This is a genomic window from Streptomyces antnestii, assembly GCF_004005495.1.
Lineage (GTDB): Bacteria > Actinomycetota > Actinomycetes > Streptomycetales > Streptomycetaceae > Streptomyces > Streptomyces antnestii.
The window spans coordinates 97,853-120,507 of sequence record NZ_RZYA01000008.1 but is presented as its reverse complement, the minus strand read 5'-3'; the positions used below and the strand labels follow the sequence as shown (position 1 = coordinate 120,507).

At 69.7% G+C, this 22,655-nt stretch carries 18 protein-coding genes and 1 pseudogene; 9 read left to right on the top strand and 10 right to left on the bottom strand.

Annotated elements, in window-relative coordinates:
• Positions 1-71: 71 nt before the first annotated feature.
• The 3 genes and pseudogenes from EOT10_RS18725 to EOT10_RS41995 all read left to right on the top strand — a co-directional run.
• Positions 72-938 (top strand): TetR/AcrR family transcriptional regulator, encoded by an 867-nt coding sequence (locus tag EOT10_RS18725; RefSeq protein ID WP_127829378.1) that lies wholly within the window; start codon positions 72-74, stop codon positions 936-938.
• On the top strand, positions 919-1,686 hold the full coding sequence (locus EOT10_RS18715) for an NUDIX hydrolase (RefSeq protein ID WP_223281060.1): 768 nt from the start codon (positions 919-921) through the stop codon (positions 1,684-1,686). Before EOT10_RS18725 ends, EOT10_RS18715 begins: the two co-directional genes overlap by 20 nt.
• Before the next feature lie 82 nt (positions 1,687-1,768).
• A pseudogene (locus EOT10_RS41995) lies at positions 1,769-1,852 on the top strand (GNAT family N-acetyltransferase); the annotation flags it as partial.
• Between the two features lie 24 nt (positions 1,853-1,876).
• On the opposite strand, the gene EOT10_RS18705 reads toward EOT10_RS41995, so the two are convergent.
• Positions 1,877-3,190 (bottom strand): MFS transporter, encoded by a 1,314-nt coding sequence (locus EOT10_RS18705; protein WP_223281059.1) that lies wholly within the window; start codon positions 3,188-3,190, stop codon positions 1,877-1,879.
• A 466-nt stretch (positions 3,191-3,656) separates the two neighbouring features.
• Here EOT10_RS18705 and EOT10_RS18700 point away from each other — a divergent pair, with 466 nt between their 5' ends.
• The 3 genes from EOT10_RS18700 (at position 3,657) to EOT10_RS18690 (ending at position 8,830) form a co-directional block, all read left to right on the top strand.
• The gene (locus EOT10_RS18700; RefSeq protein ID WP_127829377.1) at positions 3,657-4,679 is read left to right on the top strand and encodes an alcohol dehydrogenase; all 1,023 of its coding nucleotides are present in this window, start codon (positions 3,657-3,659) and stop codon (positions 4,677-4,679) included.
• A gap of 155 nt (positions 4,680-4,834) precedes the next feature.
• Positions 4,835-6,007, top strand: coding sequence for a CapA family protein (locus tag EOT10_RS18695; RefSeq protein WP_127829376.1), 1,173 nt, complete (start codon positions 4,835-4,837; stop codon positions 6,005-6,007).
• A gap of 90 nt (positions 6,008-6,097) precedes the next feature.
• The gene (locus EOT10_RS18690) at positions 6,098-8,830 is read left to right on the top strand and encodes a SpoIIE family protein phosphatase (RefSeq protein ID WP_127829375.1); all 2,733 of its coding nucleotides are present in this window, start codon (positions 6,098-6,100) and stop codon (positions 8,828-8,830) included.
• A gap of 252 nt (positions 8,831-9,082) precedes the next feature.
• Here the strand turns inward: EOT10_RS18690 and hxlB are convergent, their stop codons facing one another.
• The 5 genes from hxlB to EOT10_RS18660 all read right to left on the bottom strand — a co-directional run bounded on the left by hxlB (position 9,083) and on the right by EOT10_RS18660 (position 13,561).
• Entirely contained in the window at positions 9,083-9,652 is a 570-nt protein-coding gene (gene hxlB / locus EOT10_RS18680; protein ID WP_127829374.1) for a 6-phospho-3-hexuloisomerase, read from the bottom strand.
• 102 nt (positions 9,653-9,754) lie between these two features.
• Entirely contained in the window at positions 9,755-10,384 is a 630-nt protein-coding gene (locus EOT10_RS18675; RefSeq protein WP_127829373.1) for an orotidine 5'-phosphate decarboxylase / HUMPS family protein, read from the bottom strand.
• A 77-nt stretch (positions 10,385-10,461) separates the two neighbouring features.
• A complete protein-coding gene (locus EOT10_RS18670) occupies positions 10,462-11,442 on the bottom strand; it encodes a sugar kinase (protein WP_223281058.1) in 981 nt (326 codons plus the stop codon).
• On the bottom strand, positions 11,433-12,218 hold the full coding sequence (locus tag EOT10_RS18665) for a fumarylacetoacetate hydrolase family protein (protein WP_127829372.1): 786 nt from the start codon (positions 12,216-12,218) through the stop codon (positions 11,433-11,435). The genes EOT10_RS18670 and EOT10_RS18665 overlap by 10 nt, the downstream gene beginning before the upstream one ends.
• An 8-nt stretch (positions 12,219-12,226) precedes the next feature.
• Complete coding sequence (locus EOT10_RS18660; protein WP_127829371.1) at positions 12,227-13,561, bottom strand: MFS transporter; 1,335 nt, start codon at positions 13,559-13,561, stop codon at positions 12,227-12,229.
• A gap of 216 nt (positions 13,562-13,777) precedes the next feature.
• On the opposite strand from EOT10_RS18660, the gene EOT10_RS18655 reads away from it, so the two are divergent.
• The 3 genes from EOT10_RS18655 (at position 13,778) to EOT10_RS18645 (ending at position 16,005) form a co-directional block, all read left to right on the top strand.
• The gene (locus EOT10_RS18655; protein WP_223281057.1) at positions 13,778-14,551 is read left to right on the top strand and encodes an IclR family transcriptional regulator; all 774 of its coding nucleotides are present in this window, start codon (positions 13,778-13,780) and stop codon (positions 14,549-14,551) included.
• 459 nt (positions 14,552-15,010) lie between these two features.
• Positions 15,011-15,595 (top strand): dihydrofolate reductase family protein, encoded by a 585-nt coding sequence (locus EOT10_RS18650; RefSeq protein WP_127829370.1) that lies wholly within the window; start codon positions 15,011-15,013, stop codon positions 15,593-15,595.
• Positions 15,592-16,005: a VOC family protein gene (locus EOT10_RS18645; RefSeq protein ID WP_127829369.1), complete on the top strand. Its 414-nt coding sequence runs from the start codon at positions 15,592-15,594 to the stop codon at positions 16,003-16,005. Before EOT10_RS18650 ends, EOT10_RS18645 begins: the two co-directional genes overlap by 4 nt.
• A 26-nt stretch (positions 16,006-16,031) precedes the next feature.
• Here the strand turns inward: EOT10_RS18645 and EOT10_RS18640 are convergent, their stop codons facing one another.
• The 4 genes from EOT10_RS18640 to EOT10_RS18625 are packed head-to-tail and all read right to left on the bottom strand — an operon-like array spanning position 16,032 to position 22,536.
• Positions 16,032-16,463 (bottom strand): SMI1/KNR4 family protein, encoded by a 432-nt coding sequence (locus EOT10_RS18640; RefSeq protein ID WP_127829368.1) that lies wholly within the window; start codon positions 16,461-16,463, stop codon positions 16,032-16,034.
• Positions 16,464-16,490: 27 nt separating this feature from the next.
• Positions 16,491-21,248: a putative T7SS-secreted protein gene (locus tag EOT10_RS18635; protein WP_127829367.1), complete on the bottom strand. Its 4,758-nt coding sequence runs from the start codon at positions 21,246-21,248 to the stop codon at positions 16,491-16,493.
• A complete protein-coding gene (locus EOT10_RS18630) occupies positions 21,248-21,916 on the bottom strand; it encodes a hypothetical protein (RefSeq protein ID WP_127829366.1) in 669 nt (222 codons plus the stop codon). The genes EOT10_RS18635 and EOT10_RS18630 overlap by 1 nt, the downstream gene beginning before the upstream one ends.
• Complete coding sequence (locus EOT10_RS18625) at positions 21,913-22,536, bottom strand: hypothetical protein (RefSeq protein ID WP_431313301.1); 624 nt, start codon at positions 22,534-22,536, stop codon at positions 21,913-21,915. Before EOT10_RS18625 ends, EOT10_RS18630 begins: the two co-directional genes overlap by 4 nt.
• Positions 22,537-22,655: the final 119 nt, after the last annotated feature.

Below are 22,655 nucleotides of genomic sequence, written 5' to 3'. Positions count from 1 at the left end.
GAGGATCTGGCGCAAGGCGCTGTACGCACGAGTGTTGCGATTTCAGCAACATCAACCTACTGTTCGGCAGCATGGACGAGACAGCGCAACGTGTACGCCACGTCATCGATGTGGCCGCGGACACTCACCGCGAGTTCGCCGCCCGGATCGGCCTGGAACCGACCAAGCTCTCCAAGTCGCTCAAAGGCAACCGGCGCTTCACCGCCGACGAACTGTCCGCGGTAGCCGCAGCCGGCGGGGTGAGCGTCGACTGGCTGATGCACGGGCAGGGCCCCGGGCCCGCCGAGCAGCAGCCGGATCCGGCCTCCGACCCCGAACGGACGGGTGACGAGCGGCGCCGCGCCGAGTTTCTCGAGGCTGCCTGGAAGCTGATCTCCGAACACGGCTATCACGCCGTACGCATCTCCGACATCGCACGCACCTGCGGCACCAGCAGCGGCGCCGTGCACTACTACTTCCCCACCAAGCAGGACCTGCTGAGCGCGGCCCTGCGGCACTGCGTGGAGTGCGCCTTCGAGCGCCAGAGCAACAGACTCAGATCCGTGGACGGCGCACACGCACGGCTGCTGGCCCTCATCGACATGCAGCTGCCACTGCCGGGCCGGATTCACGACGAATGGCTGGTCTGGCTGCAGTTCTGGGCCGAGACGGCGCTGCGCCCCGAACTTCGGGCCATCCACAACGACTTCTACGCACGCTGGCGGGAGGCCGTCGTGCGGATCGTCCGCCGCGGACAGCGAGAGGGCCAGTTCCGGGCCGACGCGGATGCCGAACAGCTCGCTCTGGGCCTCACCGCGCTCACCGACGGCCTGGCCATCCAGGTGCTGACGGGAGCACCGGGAGCCACCCCCGAACGGATGCGCGGCGTCCTGCTGGACTTCATCGAGCGCGAACTCCTTGTAACGGATGGAGGATTCCATGACCGAGCCGACGTCTGACACCACACACGGTTCGACTGCCGCCGGTGCCGGTGCCGGTGCCGGTGCCGGTGCCGGTGCTGGTGCTGGTGCTGGTGCCGTCGACGGCGGCCGCACCGCCGGGATCGCCGAAGTAGCGGCCGAGCCACCCGACTTCACCGGTCTTGCTCAGGTCGCACACCGGGTCCGGACCCATCTCGCGGCATTCGAGCGGCGCGAGGCCACCGCACCGCCGGACGCCCGCCGCGCCGGCGTATGTGTGACCCTCCTCGTCCACCGGGGCGAGGCCCACGTACTGCTGATCAAGCGGGCCCCCCGAGGCCGGAACGCCGGGCAATGGGCCCTGCCCGGCGGGCGGTTGGACGGTGCGGAGACCCCCGTACAGGCCGCGCTGCGCGAACTGGGCGAGGAGACGGGCATCCAGGCGACACCGACGGATGTGGCAGGCGTACTCGACGACTTCGTCACCGACTCGGGCTTCGTCATCACCCCGGTGGTAGTGATCCCCCACGAGCCCGTACGCCCCGTACGCGACCGCCGCGAGGTGCACTCCCTGCACCCCATTCCGCTGCGACGGCTCACCGACCCGGACATTCCGCGCTGGCACACGGATGCCGACGGCCGGTCGCTGCTCCAGATGCCGCTGCGCCGCGGGATGGTGGTGCACGCCCCGACGGGCGCTCTCCTGTGGCAGTTCCGGGAGGTCGCGCTCCTGGGCCGCACGACGCGTGTGGCCGACCTGGTCCAACCGGCCTTCACCAGCAGATGAGCGTTCGTGCGGGCCCGGATACGAGTGCCTGGGCACGCCTGAGCCGACCGGAGGGCGTGGCCTCCGGACACCTCCTGGAGGGCACGCCCTGCTCGCTGAGCGGGACGAGCCGCACGTCACCCTCGTGGTGAACCCGGCCGCCGGCGCCGGGAAGGTACACGCGCTGCGGTGAAGAGGTTGAGGAGGGCGGTCAGCGGAGCGGTTCGTGGGCGGTCTCGCGCAGTGTGAGGATCGTGAGGAATGCGATGACCGCGCCGACGGTGACGTAGACGAAGAACAGTTCGGGGTGGCCGGCGTTCGCCAGGGAGGTGATCACCAGTGGTGCGGTCCCGCCGAATGTCGCGACCGTGATGTTGTACCAGGCGCCGATGCCCACGCCACGCAGTTCGGTCGGGAACAGCTCGCTCATGATGGCCGGCGCGATGGAGGACATCAGGGCGTACAGGCCAAGGCCCGTGCAGAAGACCACAAGCAGCTGTGGAAGCCCGGCACCGGGGGTGATGAGCCTGGACAGCGGGATCACGAGGCAGGCGACGGCCGCGGACCAGACCAGCAGCTGCGGCTTGCGGCCGAACCGGTCCGACAGCTTGCCGAACGGATACTGCAGCACGACGAAGAGCGCCGTTCCGGCCGAGAGCGCGATGAACACGTCGCTGTCGTCGGCTCCTTGGGACTTCACGGCGTACGGCGTGAGAGCGCTGAAGAACGTGTAGTAGTTGAGAGTGTTCAGCAGCGTGATGCCGACCAGTTGTCCCACCGCCTTGGGGTGGGCCTTGACGGTGGTGAGCAGGGGCCGCTTCGTGCGTACGGCCTTGTCCTTGTTCTGCTCGAACTGCTCGGTCTCCGAGATGGTGCGCCGCAGGTACACACCGACGACCGCCAGGAGGCCGCCCACGATGAACGGGATACGCCAGCCGTAGCTGCGTAGTTGGGCGTCGGTCAGCGTGGTCGAAAGGAACATCCCCAGCAGCGAGGCGAGCAGCAGCGCCGAGCCCGTCGAGGTGTAGAAGAAGGCCGAGTACCGGCCGCGGCGGCCCTGAGGGGCGATCTCGGCCAGGTACGCGGAGGAGTTGGAGACCTCCCCACCGAGCGACAGGCCCTGGGAGATACGGGCCAGCAGGAGCAGCACCGGAGCCAGCCAGCCGACCTGGTCGTAGGTGGGCAGCAGGCCGATCGCCAGTGAGCCGCCCGCCATCAGCAGGATGGTCAGGATCATGGCCGCCTTACGGCCGCGGACGTCGGCGAAGCGGCCCAGCAGCCAGCCGCCGATCGGGCGGAAGAAGAAGGCGACCGCGTAGGTCGCGGTCGTGTTCACCAGGGCGAGCCCGGGGTTGTCGGAGGGAAAGAACTGCGTGGCGAAGTAGATGAGGAACGTCGCGTAGACAGTCCAGTCGTACCACTCGATCGCATTGCCGATGCTGGCCGCGACGAGGGTCTTGACCGGCAGCCTGTGAGGGGTCGAATCAGGGGTGGTCGCCGCCATGCCCTGCCTGGTGTCGTTCACTGGCGCTCCGAGTGGGTGAGTCTGGGATGAGCCGTACGAATGTCGCCACGATGTAGTGGCGGTCGGGTGGCGGCCGGAACGGTGTTTGCGTGCCGCATGCGGTCGTGTACGTGTGCCTGGTCTGCCCGTCTTCTCTCGGTGCTCGACCATGAGGGTTGGTCCTGCCCGGTCCCTGGAGTTCCGTGGCCCAGTGATCCTGGGCCGGACGTGGCCGGGAGGCAATGGTGCTGATCCACACAGACCGGGGCCGCGCCATGTGGCACGGCACCCTCCAAGGTCGCCGACGCGGGAGTTACGGCCAGCGGCGTGACTGCCGTCGTGGACGTGTCGTCGGCGGATCTGATGCCGAGGGGACCCACCTTCTTCCCCGGCGTGCGTGATCGGGCCGGGGCTGGTGTGCTGGTTTCGGGGGGTGTCATGGGGGGTGTCACGGGGGGCGTCATGCCAGTTCCCGGGAGGGATCGAGATGAACACCTATCGAGTCGCGCAGGTCGCCGCCGCCGGTGCTCCGTTCGAGATCGTCGAGCGTGAGGTGCTGCAGCCGGGCCCAGGCCACGTACGGGTGGCGGTGGACGCCTGCGGGATCTGCCACAGCGACTCCTATTTCGTGAACGCCGAGTTGCCGGGCGTCCGGTTCCCGCTGGTCCCCGGGCATGAGATCGCCGGGCGCATCGACGAACTCGGCGAAGGAACGCAAAACGGACGGCAGGTGGGCGACCGGGTGGCGGTGGGCTGGTTCGGCGGCAGCTGCGGCCACTGCAAGCCCTGCAGGCAGGGCGACTTCATCGTCTGCGAGAACCTGAAGGTCCCCGGCTGGGCGTACGACGGAGGTTACGCGGAGGCCGTGATCGCGCCGGTGGACGCCCTGGCCCGGATCCCCGACGCGCTGGCGGCGACCGATGCGGGGCCGATGGCCTGCGCGGGCGTGACCACGTACAACGCGCTGCGGCGCAGCTCCGCCCGACCGGGCGACCTGGTCGCCGTACTCGGCATCGGCGGCCTCGGCCACCTGGGGGTCCAGTACGCGGCCGCGATGGGCTTCGAGACCGTGGCCATCGCCCGCGGAGCCGCCAAAGCGGACTTCGCCAAGCAGCTCGGCGCGCACCACTACATCGACAGCACGGCGGACACCCCCGTCGCGGACGCCCTGCAATCCCTCGGCGGCGCCAAGGTCGTCCTGGCCACCGCCGCCAATTCCGACGCCATCACGGCGACGGTGGGAGGACTCTCCCCTCGGGGTGAGCTGGTGGTCATCGGCGCGGACCCCCAGCCGCTGGGAATCAGCCCGACCCAGCTGCTCCTGGGCGGCACGATCGTCCGGGGCCACCCGTCCGGCACCGCGCAGGACGTGGAGGACACCATGGCGTTCAGTGCCCTGCACGGGATCCGCCCGACGGTCGAGGTCATGTCGCTGGAGCAGACCGATGAGGCGTACCAGAAGATGATGTCCGGCGCCGCCCGCTTCCGGATGGTTCTCACCACCAGCTGACGCGCACTCGCCGCTCGGCTGTCTACGCGGAACTCTGCGGCCCGGAGCCGGCGGTTGCCCCCACCCGAGCCACACGAGCCACACGGCAGGGGCGGCGAACGGGTTCCCGTTGCCACCCGGAAGCAATACTCGCCGGACGGGCCTAGCCTGGAGGAATGGGCGGTGACCTCGTCACGCTGTGCCTGGCCGGCGATGTGATGCTCGGCCGCGGAGTCGACCAGATCCTTCCGCACCCCGGCGATCCGTCGCTGCCGGAGTCGTACATCAAGGACGCCCGCGCCTACGTGGAGCTGGCCGAGGCGGCGAACGGCAGGATTCCCCGGCCGGTCGACTTCTCCTGGCCCTGGGGCGACGCGCCGGACGTCATGGCCGGGGTGGCGCCGGACGTCCGGATCGTCAACCTGGAGACCGCCGTCACGCAGAGCGACGAGATCGCGCCCGGCAAAGAGGTCCACTACCGGATGCACCCGGCCAACCTTCCCGCCCTGGCCGCCGCCCATCCTCATGTCTGCGCCCTGGCCAACAATCATGTGCTGGACTACGGCCGCCGCGGCCTTGAGGAGACCCTCGACGCCCTGGCGGACGCGGGGCTTCGCTCGGCAGGGGCGGGGCGCGACGCCGACGAGGCCCGGCGTCCCGCGATCGTGCCCGTCGCAGGCGGCCGGCGCGTCCTGGTCTTCTCCATGGGGATGGCCTCCAGCGGCATACCCCGCAGCTGGGCCGCCACGGCACAGCGCAGCGGGGTCGACTTCGTCGCCGAGCCGTCGGAAGCCGCCGCGGCCGGGATCGCCGCCCGGCTGCGCCCGGCCAAGCGGCCGGGCGACATCCTCGTCGTCTCGGTCCACTGGGGCTCCAACTGGGGCTACCTCGTCCCGCGTGACCGGATCCGCTTCGGCCACGCGCTCATCGACGGCGGCGCGGACGTCGTGCACGGGCATTCCTCGCACCATCCACGGCCGTTGGAGTCGTACCGGGGAAAGCTGATCATCCACGGCTGCGGCGACCTGATCAACGACTACGAGGGCATCGGAGGCTACGAGGAGTACCGGGACGAACTCCGGCTGCTGTATTTCGTCACCGTCGACCCGGACGACGGCAGTTTCCACGTGCGTATCGCCCCGATGCGGTCCCGGCGGATGCGGCTGGAGCGCGCGACGGCCGAGGACTCGCGGTGGGTGCAGGGCGTTCTGGGCCGGATCAGCCGGCCCTACGGCTCACGCGTCGAACGGAACCCGGACGACACCCTCACCGTCCGGCCGTCCCAGGGGCCGCCGGTGCGAGCGGGACCATGCCGACGGGCGGATCACGGCGATCATCGCAACGCGTGATCATTACAGTCACCCAAGGTCTCGCCAGGTGGGGAGCATCCCTCGGGCGGGCCCTGGCCACTCGGGATCGCCGGTGCTAGAAAGGTTTGCATGGCGAGTTTTTTCGCCCATTTTCGACGCCTATCGTTCCGGCCGCTGGTCAGCAGGAGCCCGCGAAGCGTAGCCGGGCAGGTGTTCGTGCTCCAGGTGGCCGTGGTCGTGATGCTCGTGGCCTGCGCCGTGTTCGCCCTCGTCCTGCAGTCCGAGCGGGACACCAAGACCGAGGCCACGCGCCGCTCCGTAGCCGTGGCGCAGACCTTCGCGCACTCTCCCGGTGTCCTGGCGGCACTGCGGAGCCCCGACCCGACCAGGATTCTCCAGCCGCTCACCGAGGCGGGGCGCAAGACCGCCGGCGTCGACTTCATCGTGGTCATGGACACCAAGGGCATCCGCTACACCCACCCCCTGCCGGACCGGATCGGCAAGCGGTTCGTGGGCACCATCGGACCGTCGCTGGCAGGGAAGGTCTACACGGAAAGCGTCCACGGCCCGCTCGGCCGCGAGGTGCAGGCCACCGTCCCTGTCGAGAACGCCAACGGCAAAGTGGTGGCCCTCGTCTCCGCCGGGCTGACGGTCAAGAACGTGACCGTTCAGATGGACCGGCAACTACCGATCATCCTGGGCGCAGGGGCCGGGGCGCTCGTGGTGGCCACGGGCGGGACGGCGCTGGTGGGCAGGCGACTGCGACGGCAGACCCACAGCCTGGCCCCGGACCAGATGACCAGCATGTACGACCACCACGACGCGGTACTGCACTCCGTGCGCGAAGGGGTACTCATCGTCGCCGGCGACGGACGGCTGCTGCTGGCGAACGACGAGGCCAGACGGCTGCTGGAGCTGCCCCCTGACGTCGAGGGACGGTTCGTGTCGGAACTGTCGAACCTCGACCCCGAGACGGTGGCACTGCTCGCCTCCGGACGCGAGGTCACCGACGAGGTGCACCTCGCCGGAGAGCGGCTGCTGGCGGTCAACCAGCGGCCGACGGATCGCGGCGGAGGTCCCAAGGGAACGGTGGTGACGCTGCGCGACTTCACCGAGCTGCGGGCCGTGACCGGCAAGGCCGAGATCGCACGGGAACGGCTCAAGCTGCTGTACGACGCCGGACTCGGCATCGGCACCACCCTGGACGTGCTGTACACCGCCCAGGAGCTGGCGCGGGTCGCCGTCCCTCGCTTCGCCGACTTCGTCACCGTGGACCTGGCCGACGCCGTACTGCATGGCGAGGAGCCGACCCCGGCCACGACGATCATGCGACGCACGGCCGTGCGCGGGATCCGGGACGACCATCCGCTCTATGAAAAGGGCCGGCTGATCGACTTCCTGCCCTCCACCCCCCAGGCGCGCGGCTACGGCAGCGGCCACTCCGAGCTGGTGACCGACCTGTCGACCGCCACGGGCTGGCACGCCCAGGACCCGGTGCGCACCAAGGAGATCATGGACTACGGCATCCATTCCCTCATCGCGGCCCCCATCAAGGCCCGCGGCGTCGTGTTGGGCATGGCCAACTTCTGGCGCTCCGGGCAGCACGAGCCCTTCGACGAGGAGGAGCTGTCGCTGGCGGAGGAACTGGTGGCCCGTGCCGCGGTCAGCATCGACAACGCCCGCCGCTACACCCGCGAGCACGCCGTGGCGGTCACCCTCCAGCGCAGCCTGCTGCCGCGGGCCCTGCCCGAGCTGAGCGCCCTCGACATCGGCTACCGCTACCTCCCCGCCCAGTCGGGCGTGAGCGGAGACTGGTTCGATGTGATTCCCCTGCCGGGGAGCCGGGTGGCGCTGGTCGTCGGCGATGTGGTCGGCCACGGCCTCCACGCCGCCGCCACGATGGGGCGGCTGCGGACCGCGGTGCACAACTTCTCCACGCTCGATCTGCCGCCCGACGAGCTGCTGAGCCACTTGGACGACCTGGTCGGCCGCATCGACCAGGACGAGGACCAGGACGAGGTGGGTGCGGACGGTGTCACGGGCGTCGTGGGGGCCACCTGCCTGTACGCGATCTACGACCCCGTGACGCGCCGCTGTGTCATGGCGAGTGCGGCGCACCTGGCGCCCGCGCTCGTCCACCCCGACGGCACCGTCACCTACCCGGACCTCCCGACCGGGCCTCCTCTCGGCCTCGGGGGCATGCCGTTCCAGACCGCCGAGCTGGAGCTTGCGGAGGGCGCCCAGCTCGTCCTCTACACCGACGGCCTCATCGAGGACCGCAGGCGCGACCTGGACGTGGGAATGGAACTGCTGCGTGATGCCCTCGCGGGCCACCCCGACCGGACGCCCGAGGAGAGCTGCCAGGCCGTGCTGGACGAGCTACTGCCCGGGCGTCCCCAGGACGACGTCGCCCTGCTCATCGCCCGCACCCGGGGACTGCCGCCCGACCGGATCGCCGACTGGGATGTGCCGCTCGACCCGGCCGCCGTCGCGGGGATGCGCGAGGCCGTGTCCCAGAAGCTCGACGAGTGGGGCCTGTCCGAGCTCGCCTTCAGCATGGAACTCGTCCTGAGCGAGCTCATCACCAACGCCATCCGCTACGGCTCCGAGCCGATCCACGTACGGCTGATCCGCGACCGTACGCTGATCTGCGAGGTGGCTGACGGCAGCAGTACCTCACCGCATCTGCGGTACGCCGCGACGATGGACGAGGGAGGCCGGGGCCTGTTCCTGGTGTCGCAGATGGCCGAGCGCTGGGGGACCCGGTACACCCCCCAGGGAAAGGTGATCTGGGCCGAACTGGCACTGCCGGAGGACAACTTCACTCCCGGCACGAGCAGCTCGCCGTACCCCCTCATGTAGCCCCAGCCGGGATTTCCGCGCGCCAGGCGCAGCAACGCCGCCAGGAACACTCGGTCGGCCGACTCGAACTGCGGCCTGTTCCCGCCCAGTTGTCGCTCCAGCACCGTGACCTGATGGCGCAGCGCCAGAGTCTCCACGGTCTTGTCCCGGTCCGTCGCCACTGCGTCGTCCCACCGCCGGGCCCTTCACAGAGGCCGCTCAGTAACTTGCCGCCTACTTCGCCGGTGCACGCAGACGCAGTTCCCGCTGCCGTCACTCCGTGTTGGCGTGGGCCTTCCGTGCCGTCTCGTTGTCCACCGACAGCAGTCCGGCCAGCCGCAGCGCCACGACATCCAGGGCGATGTGGGTGGCCTGGTCGAAGAGGCTGGACAGGGGCTGGACGCTGGCGGCCTCGCCGGGGCGCCGGTACTTGGTCGCCGCCGGGACCACCAGCGTGGTGGCGGCCGACCGGCCGAGGGGGGAGTCGGGTGCCGTGGTGACGGCGTGCACCCGGGCGCCCGCCCCGACCGCCTGCTCGGCGACGCGGACGGTGCCCGCGGTGGTGCCGGAGCCGGAGACCGCCACCACGGTGGCGCCGGCGCCGACCGCGGGCGTCGTGGTCTCACCGACGACGTGCACGGGCAAACCGAGATGCATCAGCCGCATGGCGAAGGCCTTCGCCATGAATCCCGAACGCCCTTCCCCGGTCACGAAGATCCGCTCGGCGTCGAGCAGGACCTTGACCAGGGACTCCAGGGCGCTGTCGTCGAGGGCCGCGAGGACTCCCTCGATCTCGGCGAGGATCCGCGTCTTGAGGGCATCGGTGGTGGTGTGGTCGGTCATGATCGTGCGACTTCCGTTCCTGTGTCGTGCAGTGCTGTGCGCGTGCTGTGCCGGTGGGGTGTCGTACGTGTCCTGTGTCCTGTGTCGTGCGCGGTGCGTACGTCAGTCGCGGCCTGCCGCCCGTGCCAGGCGCTGGGCCGCGGCGGCGGGGTCGGCGGCGCCGGTCACGGCTGAGCCGACGATCGCCCGCAGGTCGCCCGCACCTGCGAGGCCGGGCAGGTCCTCGGCGGTCAGTCCACCGGCGACCGCGAGCCGTCGGCCGGCGCTCCACGCGCCGAGCAGGGAGGCGGGGTCGGTGCCGGCGTGCTGGGCGTCCTTGCCGATGTGCGCGGCGAGTACCACGGACGCGGGCAGTCGCGCTGCGAGTTCGGTACGCCGTGGCCCGGTGGTCTCCATCAGGTCGACCACGGCCTCCTTGCCGTGCTCGGCGGCGAGTTGCACCGCCTTGTCGAGGGTCGCGTCGGCGGCGATGCCGAGGACGGTCGCCGAGGAGGCGCCCGCCTCGTAGGCGAGGGCGAACTCGAAGACCGCGTCGTCGGCGGTCTTGAGGTCGGCGAGGACGGGCACGCCGGGGGCCGCGGCCACGACCTGCCGCACCGACTCCATACCGAACTGCTTGATCAGGGAGGTGCCGACCTCGATCCAGTCGGTGTGCGGGGCCACGGCCGCGGCGATCCGCACCGCGCGCTCCAGCGGGATGCGGTCGAGGGCGATCTGCAACTGCAGGGCCATGTAAGGGTTCTCCTGAAGGTGAGGGCTGAGGGCTGAGGGCTGAGGACTGAGAGGTGAGGGGTCGGGGGGGGGGTGGTTCAGGCGGCGGCGTGGGTCTTGAGGAATTCATCGAGTTCCGCGCGGGTGGGCAGGCCGTCGCTGTCGCCGCGCCGCGTGGTGGCGAGCGCGCCGACGGCGGCGGCACGGCGCAGCGCCTGCGGTGCGCCGAGCCCGTCGAGGTGGGCACTGATGAGCCCGGCGGCGAAGCCGTCGCCGGCGCCGACGGAATCGACGGACCGTACGGTGAAGAGGGGCTGGACCCAGCAACCGTCGTCCTGGAACAGCCGGGTCGCGCCGAGCCCGCCGTCCTTGACGACGACGCGGCGGGCTCCGGCCGCCAGATAGTGGCGCGCCACGCCCTCGGCGTCGTCCCGGCCGGTGAGCAGCCGGCCCTCGCCGAGCCCGGGCAGCACCCAGTCCGCCCGGGCCGCGAGGTCGCCGACGACCCGCACCATCTCGTCCCGGTCCGGCCACAGCGCGGGGCGCAGGTTCGGGTCGAAGGAGATCGTGAGGCCCGCGGCACGGGCGGTCTCCATCGCCTCGTACGTGAACTCCCGCGCCATCGGCGACAGGGCGGGCGGAATGCCGGTGACGTGCAGATGCCGGGCGCCCGTCAGCCGGGCGGTGGCGGCGGGGGAGGAGGCCAGGCGGCTGCCCGCGGAGCGGCTGCGGAAGTACACCACCTCGGGGTCGCCCACGTCGGCGCGGCCCTTGAGCTGGAAACCGGTCGGAGCGTGCGGATCGACGTCGACCGCGCCGGTGTCGATGCCCTCGCCGCGCAGTGCGGAGACGACATGGGCGCCCAGCGGATCGTCGCCGACCCGGCCCGCCCAGGCCGTGGCGTGGCCGAGGCGGCTCAGCCCGATGGCGACGTTGACCTCCGCCCCGGCGAGCGCCCGGGTGTAGCGGTCGGCCTGGGAGAGGGGGCCGTTGTCCTCCGCGCGGAACATCACCATCGCCTCTCCGAAGGTGACCGCGTCCAGGCGGGACGGCAGTTGGGCGGGGGGCGTCAGGGGCACGGGGTCTCTCCTGGGTGGGACGGGTGGTTGCTGTGGATCACCGGGTTGGCGAGGGAGCCGATCCCCGCGACCGTCGCCTCGGCCTGCCCGCCCGGACGCAGCGGTCCGAACTCGCCGGGGGCGCCGGTCAGGACGACGTCCCCGGGGCCGAGCGGCAGATAGGCGGCGAGGTGGCAGAGGATCTCGGTGACGCCGCGGGCCAGGTGCGCGGTGGAGGCCGGGCGCAGCGGCCGGCCGTCGATGCTCAGGCCCACCTGGACGTCGGCCGGGTCGAGGTCGGTCTCCACCCAGGGGCCGAGGGGCGTGAAGCCGTACTGCCCCTTGGCGGTGGTCCACAGCGGGTCGGAACGTTGCAGATCGCGGGCGGTGACGTCGTTGGCGACGGTGTAGCCGAGGACCGCCTCGTGCACGGTCTCCGGGGTGTGCCCGGTGAGCGGCGCGCGCAGGACGACGGCCAACTCGGCCTCCGCGTCGACACGTTCGGACATGGATGGCAGCGGGATGGGCTCGCCCGGCCCGACGACCGAACGGGCCGGCTTCAGGAAGGCCTGAGGCGGCAGCCGCCGGTCGTCGGGGCCGGTGTTGTGCGCCATGCCGACCACCGTCCTCGGGACGACCGGGGCGAGCAGCCGTACGTCGGCCAGGGCGATCCGGCGGCCCAGCGGGACGGGGTGCGGGGTGGCGAACGGGTCGGCGACCAGTTCGGCGACCGCGCCGTCCGGGGCCAGTACGGCGTAGTCCACCCCGTCGGCATGGGCGACACGAGCGATGCGCATGGGGTTGCTCAGGCCTTTCCCGGTTCCGGCAGGGTGTCTGCCTCTGCCTCTGTCTCTGCCCTCACCGGCGCCGGCCGGACGGCGAGGGTCAGTGCGGCGGCGCCCGCCAGGCATGCGGCCATGGTCAGGAACGAGGCGGCGGTGGAGCCGGTGACATCGTTGAGCATGCCGATCAGATAGCTGCCCGCGAAGCCGCCAAGCGCGCCGAAGGAGTTGATGAGCGCGATCGCCGCGCCGCTGACGTTGCTGGGCAGGAACTCCGGGATCGACGCGAAGAACGGGCCGTACGGCGCGTACATGGCGGCACCCGCGACGCACAGCAGCGGGAACGAGAGCCAGAAGTCGTCGCCCAGCAGGTAGGAGCCGTAGAAGGCGAGGGCGCCGGTCAGCAGCCACGGCCACACGAACCGGGCGCGGCGCCCGGCGCGGTCGGAGGCACGGCTGTTGAGCAGCATGGCGATGCAGGCGAAGAGGTAGGGCGCGGCGGAGATGAGACCGGTGGTGCCGATGCCCTCGTCACTGCCCTTGGCGACGATCGACGGCAGCCAGAACACGAAGCCGTACACGCCGAGGCTCCACAGCAGGTACTGCGCCGACAGCAGCAGGACGTTGGCCGAGCGCAACGCGGTGCCGTAGCCGGTGACGGGGCGCAGTCCGCGCTGTTCCGCCTCGAGCGCGCCGTCCAGGTCGGCCCGTTCGGTCTCGGTGAGCCAGGCGGCGTCGGCGGGCTTGTCGTCGACGAAGCGGTGGAAGACGAAGGCCCAGGCGACAGCCGGGACGCCCTGCGCGATGAACATGCCGCGCCAGCCGACCCACTCGACGAGGTAGCCGGAGAGGACGGTCAGCCACAGGACGGTGGCCGGATTGCCGAGGATCAGCCAGGTGTTGGCCCGGCCGCGTTCCCGTGCGGTGAACCAGTGCGTGATGTAGATGACCATCGCGGGCAGGACGGCGGCCTCGGACATGCCGAGGACGAACCGCACCGCCATCAGGGCGTGCACGTTCGGGATCAGGCCCTGGGCGGTGGCCAGCACACCCCAGACGGCCAGACAGCGCACGATGAGCCGCTTGACGCTGCGCCGCTGGGCGTAGAGGGCTCCGGGGATCTGGAAGAGGAAGTAGCCGAGGAAGAACAGCGAACCCAGCAGGGCCGAGACCGAGCCGGTGATGTGCAGGTCGTCGGCCATGCCTCCGGCGGTGGCGACGGAGAAGTTGGAGCGTTCCAGGTACGCGAAGCTGTAGGTGACGAAGACGATCGGCATCAGCCGGGTCCAGCGCCGGGGACTGAGTGCGACGGCGGGTGATGCGGGAGCGGTCGGGACCGCGGAGGGTCGGGGCGACATCGGGGCCTCTTTCTTCCGGGCGTCGTTGCCATCGGAGGTGCCACATGGGGGTGCCATCGGGGGTGCCACACAGGGAAAGCACGGCTTTCCGCGATGTGGCAAGTGATGCCGTAATTCGAGAAGAGTGTGAAGTTGAGTCGACGGGCATGTCAATGATCGATTTCAAATGACGGCAATTCTTGCCACCATGCGGAAAAACTGTGGGAGGATGGGCTCATGACAGCCCCAACTCCGGCCTCCGACATGGTCGGCAAGGCCCTCGATGTCCTGAAGCTGCTCGGTGAGCACCCCTCGGGTGTCACCCTGTCCGAGCTGGCCCGCGTGTCGGGCTACCCCACCAGCACGTGCTACCGGCTGCTGAAGTCGCTGGGCCGCGACCACTTCGTCGAGTTCGACGGACGTACCAAGCACTACACGCTCGGACTGCGGGTGTACCAGCTTGGGCAGCGGGTCTCGCAGGCGCACGGGTTCAGCGGCGTGGCCCTGCCCGTGATGCGCCGGCTCGCCGAACTGTCCCGCGAGGCCGTGCTCATGTCGGTGCTCGACGGGGACAGGCAGCTCTACATCCACTATGTGCAGGGGCCGCAGCAGGTCAGCGTCCGCGGCGAGCCCGGCAAGCACGGGCCGGTGCACTGCACCGCGATGGGCAAGGCGCTCGTCGCCTTCGCCCCGCGCGAGGTGCGCGAGGAACTCCTCGAGACCCTCGAACTGGAGCCGCTGGGCCCCAACACCATCACCGACCGCGCGCGTTTCCGGGCCGAGATCGAGAAGGTGCGGGCCGACCGGTACGCCGTCGCGGACGAGGAGCACGAACCCGGCATCCGCGCGCTCGGCGCCCCCGTCCTGGGCCCCGACGGCGTGGCCCGCGCGGCCCTCTCCATCGCCGCCCCCGCCTTCCGCACCTCGCTTCCCGACCTCGTCCGCCTCCACCCGGCCCTCACCGGCGCGGCCCAGGAACTGTCGTTCGCGCTGCCCACCGGGACGTACTGACGCTCCGTCATGAACGGACGGGGTACCGGGGGTCGCCGGGGTGCGGGGGCACCGGCAGGAACCTGGCAAGCGTTCGAGCCACCCCTTCCCCGCATCGCCCGCCGGCGCGACAGCGCAGGGTCTTGCCGGATGATTCCGAACGGGCCCTGCGCTGGAAGGCATGTCTGGCCGAAACGTGCCCAGATCCCGCTTCGTGGCAGGCGTAGGTGGAACGCGGCGCCGCCGTCCGGTCCGTCGGTCACGATGAGGACGCTTCCGTGGCGTTCGGCGAGAGTCGGGCGATGGCGATGGCGATGGCGATGGCGATGGCGAGGCGCGCCCCCTCGGCCCGGCAGCAGGCCGGCGTGTCGGGCCGATGAGTTTGCTGGTTGCCTGAAGTCTTCCCCGTGACAATCCCGCCCCGTCGGCGGATCACGAAACGCCGGATCCCGGCGTCATGGAGGGGAGAGGGAGGCCAGGATGAACAATCCGATTCGGCTGTATATGTCGATGTCGCTCGATGGCTTTATCGCCGGCCCGGACGATAGGCCGGGGCAGGAACTCGGACGCGACGGTGGACGGCTCTTCAACTGGCTGGACGACCGGGAGTCCGACGGTCCGAGCGGCCAGGTCTACCGCGAGGCGTTGGCGACCGGCGCGTTGATCTCCGGCCGTCGGACCTTCGAACTCGCCGGGCGCTGGCAGGGCGATCACCACGACGGCGTGCCGATCTTCGTCCTCACCCACCAGGTGGATGACGGGGACGTGCCACCCGGCCACGCGCGTTTCGTCACCGATGTCGAGGACTGCGCCCGCCAGGCTCGCGCGGCCGCAGGGGACCGGCCGGTCATGGTCCATGGGGCGGGGGCCGCCCAAGCACTTCTCCGCGCCGGGCAGTTGGACGAGATGGAGATCCACCTCGTGCCGGTCCTCCTCGGGGACGGTCGACGGCTGTTCGACCACTTGGGCGGCGATCACATCGAACTCGACCTCGTCCGACGGCTCGAGGACCGAGACGTCACGCATCTCCGCTACCGGGTGCACCGCCCCGAGGGGGCCGCGTGAAGACGCTCTTCGTCTCCTATCGCGTCACCGACCTGGACCGCTCGCTCGGTTTCTACACCGCCTTGGGGTACGCCGAACTGGGCAGGGTCGACGTCGGCGACGCGGCTCGCCTCGTGATCCTCAAGTTCCCCGGCGAACCGGCGGCCTCGCTCGAACTGGTCCACCGCCCCGGCGACGGACCGGTCGACGTGGGCAGCGGTTTCGACCACCTCGCGATCCAGGTGGAAGCGTTGGCCACCACCCTGGAGACGCTGACCGAAGCCGGCCTGGAGCCGGAGCCTGTCCAGTATCCGGGTGGCCCTCACGGCCCGAAGACGTCGTGGCTCACGGACCCGGACGGTTACCGGATCGAGTTGGTGGAGTGGCCGTCCGGACATCCCGACGGCATCACCGCAGCAGACTTCTCCTGAGGGCGTCACCGACCGACCCGAAGCCGCTACCTGTACCAGTCGTCCCCGCCGCTCCCGAGTGCGCTGCGCAGATACCGCTCCAAGGACGGTGCGACCCAGATGCGGCTGTCGGTTTCGTGGTCCCAGACGAAGACGTCGTCACGGTCCGGGGTGCGCACGAACGCGAACTGGTCTCCGCCACCGTTGTCTCCGAAGAACATCAGTGCGTCGAATGGCATGTAGAGGCTGCGGAATTCTTCGTCGCTGCGAAAGGAGCGATTCTCTTCGAGGATCTTCTCGGCCGTCCAGGCCACCTCGGTTCCGTAGTCCGCCTCGATCCCATCGGTCTCCAGCAGCAATTGGCGCAGAGCTTCGGGCAGTGGCTGGCCGAGTTGTTCCTCGATGGCCGCCAGGGAGTCGGGAGCGGCCGGGTCCTGCAGCTCGACGTCCGGGAATTCTGAGGCCAGTTCACGCCACATCTCGGCCTGTTCTCCATTTTCTGTCGATCATCTGATGCGAGGATTGAACCAGTTGCCCAGGCTATCATCCACGTGTGTGACGTGGTCCAGTACCTCTTGCCGCGTGGGGTTGGGATGGGTTCTGTAAAACTCGTTCCAGGACACGCGGATCTCACTGAGATGGATTCTGCTGTTGATATCCCCTTTGGGGATCCCGCGCAAGTTCTCGAGCGAGTGTATTTCGTTCGGGGAGAACAGGCCCGGGTAGCGTTTCAGGACCTGCTGCTCGATGGCGTGATGGACAACCACCTTGCCTTTGAGTTCCGGGTGTTCGTCGAAGAACGTCTGCTTGTAATTGTGGTTCGTCGTACTGCCGACAGACGCCTCGTCACGGGTTGGTATTTCCTTTCCGAGAGGGGTCGTCTTGTCCGCCTGGGCGTTCTTCGCCGCGTCTTCGCAGGGCGTCAGGCCCAGCGGATCGGCCCACAGGTGCGGGTTGTGGACGTATACGGACGGGTTGGGGGCCGGGGCGAGTCCGAGCGGGTCGGAGGTGAGATAGCGAGCGGTTTCCGGGTCGTACTGGCGGAAGTGGTTGTGGTGCAGGCCCGTTTCGGGATCGAAATACTGTCCTGGGAAGCGCAGCGGGGTGTAGGCCGAGTTGCCGACGGCCCACGCCGTCGTGCCCCACAGGGTGCGCCGGGTCCGCCAGGCGATGTCGCCGTCTTCGTCCACGAGCGTCGTGGGGGTGCCGACCAAGTCGGTGATGATGGCGAAGAACCGGGCGTCGATCTCGCTCTGCCGCGTCTCCGCATTGATGACTCTCTCGGTCTGTGTGATCGGGTGCAGGCCGCGGTGGTCCCAGGTGAGGATTACTGGGTGGGGGGCGTGTGCGGAGACAGTGGTCTGTTCACACAGGGTGGTGCCGTCCCAGGTGAAATCGGTGCGCTCGATGACGGTTTCGCCGTCATCGGCCAGGCGTACCTTGCTGGTGCGGCGCCCGAGCGGATCGTAGGTGTAGCGCCAACGGGTGCCGTCCGGCGTGACGGTGCCGATCAGTCGGTCCTCGGGATCCCACTCGTAGCGCCAGGTGTCCGGCTTGCGGGACAGCCGGGGCTTCTGGCGCAACGTGACGCGTCCCTGAGCGTCGTGCTCGTAGCGGACCGTGCCGGCGCCTGTGAGCCGAGTCCCGGTGTAGGAGCGGGGGCCGGTGGCCTCGTGGCCAGGGTGGTTCGGCGGCCACGAGGCGAAGACCTGATTGCCGGCCTCGTCATAGGCGTAGGTCTCGCTCCAGTCGGTGGCCTGGATGGCCGTGACGCGGCCGGACGGGTCGAGGCTGATGCGCCGTGGTCCGTCGGATTCGTCATCTATGCCCGTGAGGTGGCCGTCGGCCCGGTAGGTGTAGGAGTGCTGTTGGATTGGGCGGCTGCGTGTGCTCGCCGCGACGGTCCGGGCCGTGAGGCGTCCGACCTCGTCGAACTGGCTGTTCCAGGAGAGGGATTCGCCGATGCGGCGGGAGACTTCGCGGCCGGCCGCGTCGTAGGCGAAGTCGATGGTGCGGCCCGCGGCGGTCATCCGGGTCGGACGGCCCACCGCGTCGTACTGCCAGGTGGTGGTGGCGCCGGACGGAGTGGTGCGGCCGATCTGCCTGCCCCACTCGTCGTACGTATAGGAAATGGTGCGCCCGTTGACGGTTTCGGAACGCAGACGGCCGAAGCGATCACGCAGCAGTGTCAGCGTGCAGTCCGGGCTGGTGGCCTGGGCCAGCTGATCGGTGAGGTCGTAGGCGAATTCGGTGACATGCCCCTCGACATCCTTGCGGGTCACCTGTCCGAGGAAGTCCCGTTCGTAGCGCACGGTCTGCCCGGAGGCGTCGGTGCTGGACGTCAGGTGGCCTGCCGCGTCGTACGTGTAGTCGAGGCGACGGCCGTCGAAGTCGGTCTCGGACATCAGATTGCCCGCGGGGTCGTAGACGTAACTCCACGTCAGACCCTGTGGGTTGACCACGGCGGTCAGGCGCAGCTCCGTGTCGTGGCGGAATTCGTGGCGGGCGCCGTCCGGGCCTGTCCGAGCGGAGAGCAAGTCGAAGTGGGTGTACTCCGATCGCGATGTGCCGCCCAGTGCATCGGTGTGGCTGGTGCAGTTCCCTTCCCCGTCGTAGGTCCAGGATTCGACTGCGCCGTCGGGCGCGGTGTAGCGACTGAGGTGGCCCTCGCGTGTCCAGGCCAGCTGTGCCGAGGCTCCGACCGGGTCGGTGATCGTGGTCGGCCTGCCGAAGGCGTCACGCTCGTAGCGTGTCACCGCTCCCAGCGGGTCGGTCACTTCCACGGCCAGACCGGCCCGGTTGGAGTGGATCGTGTTGCGGTGCCCCATGGGGTCCGTGACGGAGGTGAGCCGCCCGGCCTCGTCGTAGGTGTAAAGCTTCTCCTGACCGGGCCCGCTGCCGACGGAGGTGCAGTTGCCGCGGTCGTCGTAGGTCTGCCGGGTGACGGTGCCGTCCGGACCGGTGACCTTGACCGGAAGCCCCACGTCGTTGTACTCGGCGCGGGACGAGCGTCCGTCGGGGCGAGTCACGGTGACGAGGTTGCCGGCCTCGTCGTACTCCAGTCTCATCGTGTGGCCGAGTGGGTCTGTGTGTTCCAGGAGGCGGTTGCGGGCGTCGCGTGCGAAGCGGGTGGTATGGCCCGATGGATCGATCCGCGCGACCACCTGGCTCCGTTTGTTGATCACGAACTGTGTGTCGTGGCCGAACGAGTCGGTGATGGTGGTCGTTCTCTGCCCTGTCGCGGCATCGACGGGACTGTAGGTGAAGACCGACCGCTGGTGTCCGGCCTCCCCGGATTGGGAGCTGCAGCGATTCTGCTCGTCGTAGGCATAGGTGAAGGAACGGCCGTTGGTGTCGGTCCAGGTGGTGATCCTGCCGCGCTCGTCGTAGGTGAACTCCGTGGGGTGAGCGCAGGAGTTCACGATCCCGGCGAGGTGCCCGCCGGAGCTGTAGCTGTAACTCAGGAGCTCTTGATCGCTTCCCGCGGGCCCGGCACCGACGAGGTAGAGCGCTGTCACACGTCCTTCGTCGCACGACATGGTGAGGCGATAGCCGGCGCTGTGTTCCAGGGCGCGAGGAGTGCCGTCCTCGTCGTACTCGAAGCGGATCCAGTTCCCGTTGCGATCGTCGAGCTGTTGGAGCAGCGCGGTGCCGTGCGTGGTGTCCTCGAAATGCCACGTGCGACCGCCGGCAGAGTCGGTGATGGTGTAGGTGTCCGCCTCGCGATCCAGAGGCCAGCGTGAGCTGCCGTGTCGAGGCATCGTGGGTACGCCCGGAGCAGGATGAGGGTAGGTCAGGAGGAGGCCGTCCTCACCGACGAAGGTGATCCCTTCCGCGTCGATTTCCAGGCGTTGGTCGATGGTGGAGGACCAAGACGGGCCGAACCATCGTCCCGAGCGGTAGGCGGAGGAGAACTCGCGCTTGAGGACGAGCGGCAGAACCGCGGGCAGGCTGACATCGGTCTGGGACAGCAACACGCAGCCTGTGGCGACATCCACCGGGTCCTTCTCGCAGGTGCGCTCCCCAGGATGCCGCGAGGTGGCGTGCGGACTGCGTTCGGCGGCGTCGCGCGCCTCGCGGCGCACCGCGTTCTCGGCACCTTTTTCAAGGCCTTCCTTCGCCGCGGTCTTGAGCCCGAGCCGCAGTCCGCTGCGGGCGAGACCGGCGCCCTTGGTGCCGATGAGTTCGGGGATGAGGCGGCCGACGAATTCGGAGGGGTCCTTCTTGAAGCCCTCGATGGCGGTGGTGACGATGCGTTCGGGGTGGGCGGCGGTGGAGACGAGGCCGGAGAGCGTCATGGAGACGTTCTGCATGTACGCGGCGGGGTGGGTGAGGTTGTAGGGGTCGGTGGGGTTGAGGCCGCGGGCGAAGTTGAGCAGACCCGCGGTGCCTTTGAGGGCGCCGCCGACGACGTGGGCGGTTTCGATGTTGTAGGCCTGGTAGGCGTCGAGGACGGTGTTGCCGAGCCGGTCGAGCGGCGGGGGTTCGGCGGGGGCGTGGGCGAGGGCGGCCTTGACCTTGCCCTGGGCGTCGGACGCGGCGGTGTTGCGCTGCTTACGGGCCTCGGCGAGGGTCTCGTGGGCCTTCTTGATGTCGGCCTTGCCGGGATCCTGGAACGGTTCGGGCTTGGGCCCCGGGTCCTCGTTCGCCGTGATCTTGGCGTTGTAGGCGTCGGCCTTCTTGTTGTACGCGTCGACCGCGTCCTTCGACGCCGTCCGCCCCTTCTTGTAGAGCGCTACGGCCTCCTTGGCCTTGCCCTGAGCCCACCTCACCGCGTCGGCGTACGCGTCCAGGGCGCCGGCCGCCTGCTCGCAGGCGTCGGCGGCCTCGGCCCACTTGGTGGGGTGCACGCCGAACTTCTTGCGGAACGCGTCCCCGCCCTCGCCCGCCCAGCCGGACGAGTCGACCCTCTTCATCCCCTGAGAGACGTGGTCGAAGGCGGTGTGGAAGTCCTTGAGGTGCTGGGCGGACTCGCGGATCTTGTCCGGCTTGCCGTGGACGAGCTCGTCGGCCTCCTCCGTCTGCCCGAGCTGCTGCTCACCGGGGGTGGCGCCGAGGTCGGAGGCGACGTCGTCGCCCCAGTCCTCCACCGCGTCGGCGGCGTCGTGCAGGCCGACGTGGTCCAGACCGTCGCCGACCTTGTTCGTGGCGTAGTCGACGCCCTCGCCGACCTTCTTCTTGCCCTCGTCGATGAGGTCCTCACCGACCGAAAGCCCTTTGTTGATACCGCCTTTGACGCCGTCGACGATGTCGCCGAGCCCCATCAGCCCTCGCCCCCGCCCTGCTGCTGCTCGGCCGCCTTCGCCCGTTCCTCGGGGGAGGGGCCGAAGGTGTCGTCGAGCCACTTGTTGTACTCGTCGTCGGAGACCCCGGCGGCGCCGTGCAGGTTCTCCGGGTTCAGGCCCCCAGGGCCGACGGTGTGCGAGGTCATGACGTCGCGCCCGGCGTCCTTCCAGCCCTGCGCACTGTTGGTCATGGCCTGGTCGAAGGACTCCTTGCTGTAGTCCACACCGCCGTACGCCCCGGACTTGGCGATGTCGCCCCAGCCCTGCTGGGTGACCTCTTCCTCCGTCGCGTAAGGGTTGCCGATCGCCGAGTTGGCGACGACCTTGAAAGAGCCCTCCACGTACTGCTCGGTCTCGTGGTAAGTGCCCGCCGACAGGCCGGTCTTCACGGCGAACGCGTTGCCCTCGTTCACCAGGGAGCGCACACCCCACTCCCAGCGCTCGCAGAACGACTTGAAGTCCCCGGTCATCCCCTCGTGGCCCAACTCCAAGCCGGACAGGGCGATGTCGGAGAAGCCGCGCCCGGCCCCGGCCTCGCCAACCATGCCGAGCTCCTTCAACTCGGCCAGCGCCTCGGTCAGTCCCTTGGCGATCAGCCCCAGACCGGCTGCCTTCAGATCCTTGCCGCCACCGCCGCTGCCGGTCATGCGACGTCCCCCTCGCCCTCGTCGATGTCACGGTCGACCGCCGCCTCGTCCGGAACGATTCCCCTCACTGGCGGGAACACCATCCCGTCGGGTCCGTCCGCACAGTCAAGGGCCACACCGCACGGCACACCCGCCGCCGGCACCGCCACGTCCAGCAGCCTCGCGCCGAGGACCGTGCGACAGGACCACTCGCGGGAGAACTCGCCACGGGCCCGCGCGTAACGGGCCAGCGCCTGCTCGTCGGAGAACGCGAGGATGAACCGGATGCCGTTGAAGTCGGCGGTCAGCAGCCCGCGTTCCTCCTCCGGGCCCGGTTCGTCCGCCAGCGGCACGAGTACCGCCGTCCGCCGGAACTCGCCGAGTATCCGGGCGAACGCCCTTCTGCGCGCGGCCACTTCGGACTCCTCGGCCGCCGGATGCGGGCCAACCGGCTCGGGGGCCGGGTCGGGCGCCGCCTGTGCGGGCGAGGGTGGCTGCGGTAAGCGATCGGGCTGCCCTGGCGTCGCGCCCGAGCCTGTGGCAGGTGCCCCGCTCATCTCCGCGTAGTCCGCGAGACGCGACCTCGGTACGCGCCGCGGCTCGCCTGCCGCACCCCCGTGCTCAGCCATGCCATCCATCATCACCACCGCATATCGCCCATCGCAACGGACTCTGCGTCACACCCCTGTCACAGATTGAGGCCGTGCTCGGCACGCCGGTGACCTCCTTCTGATCGGCAACACGGCAAAATATGGAGGAA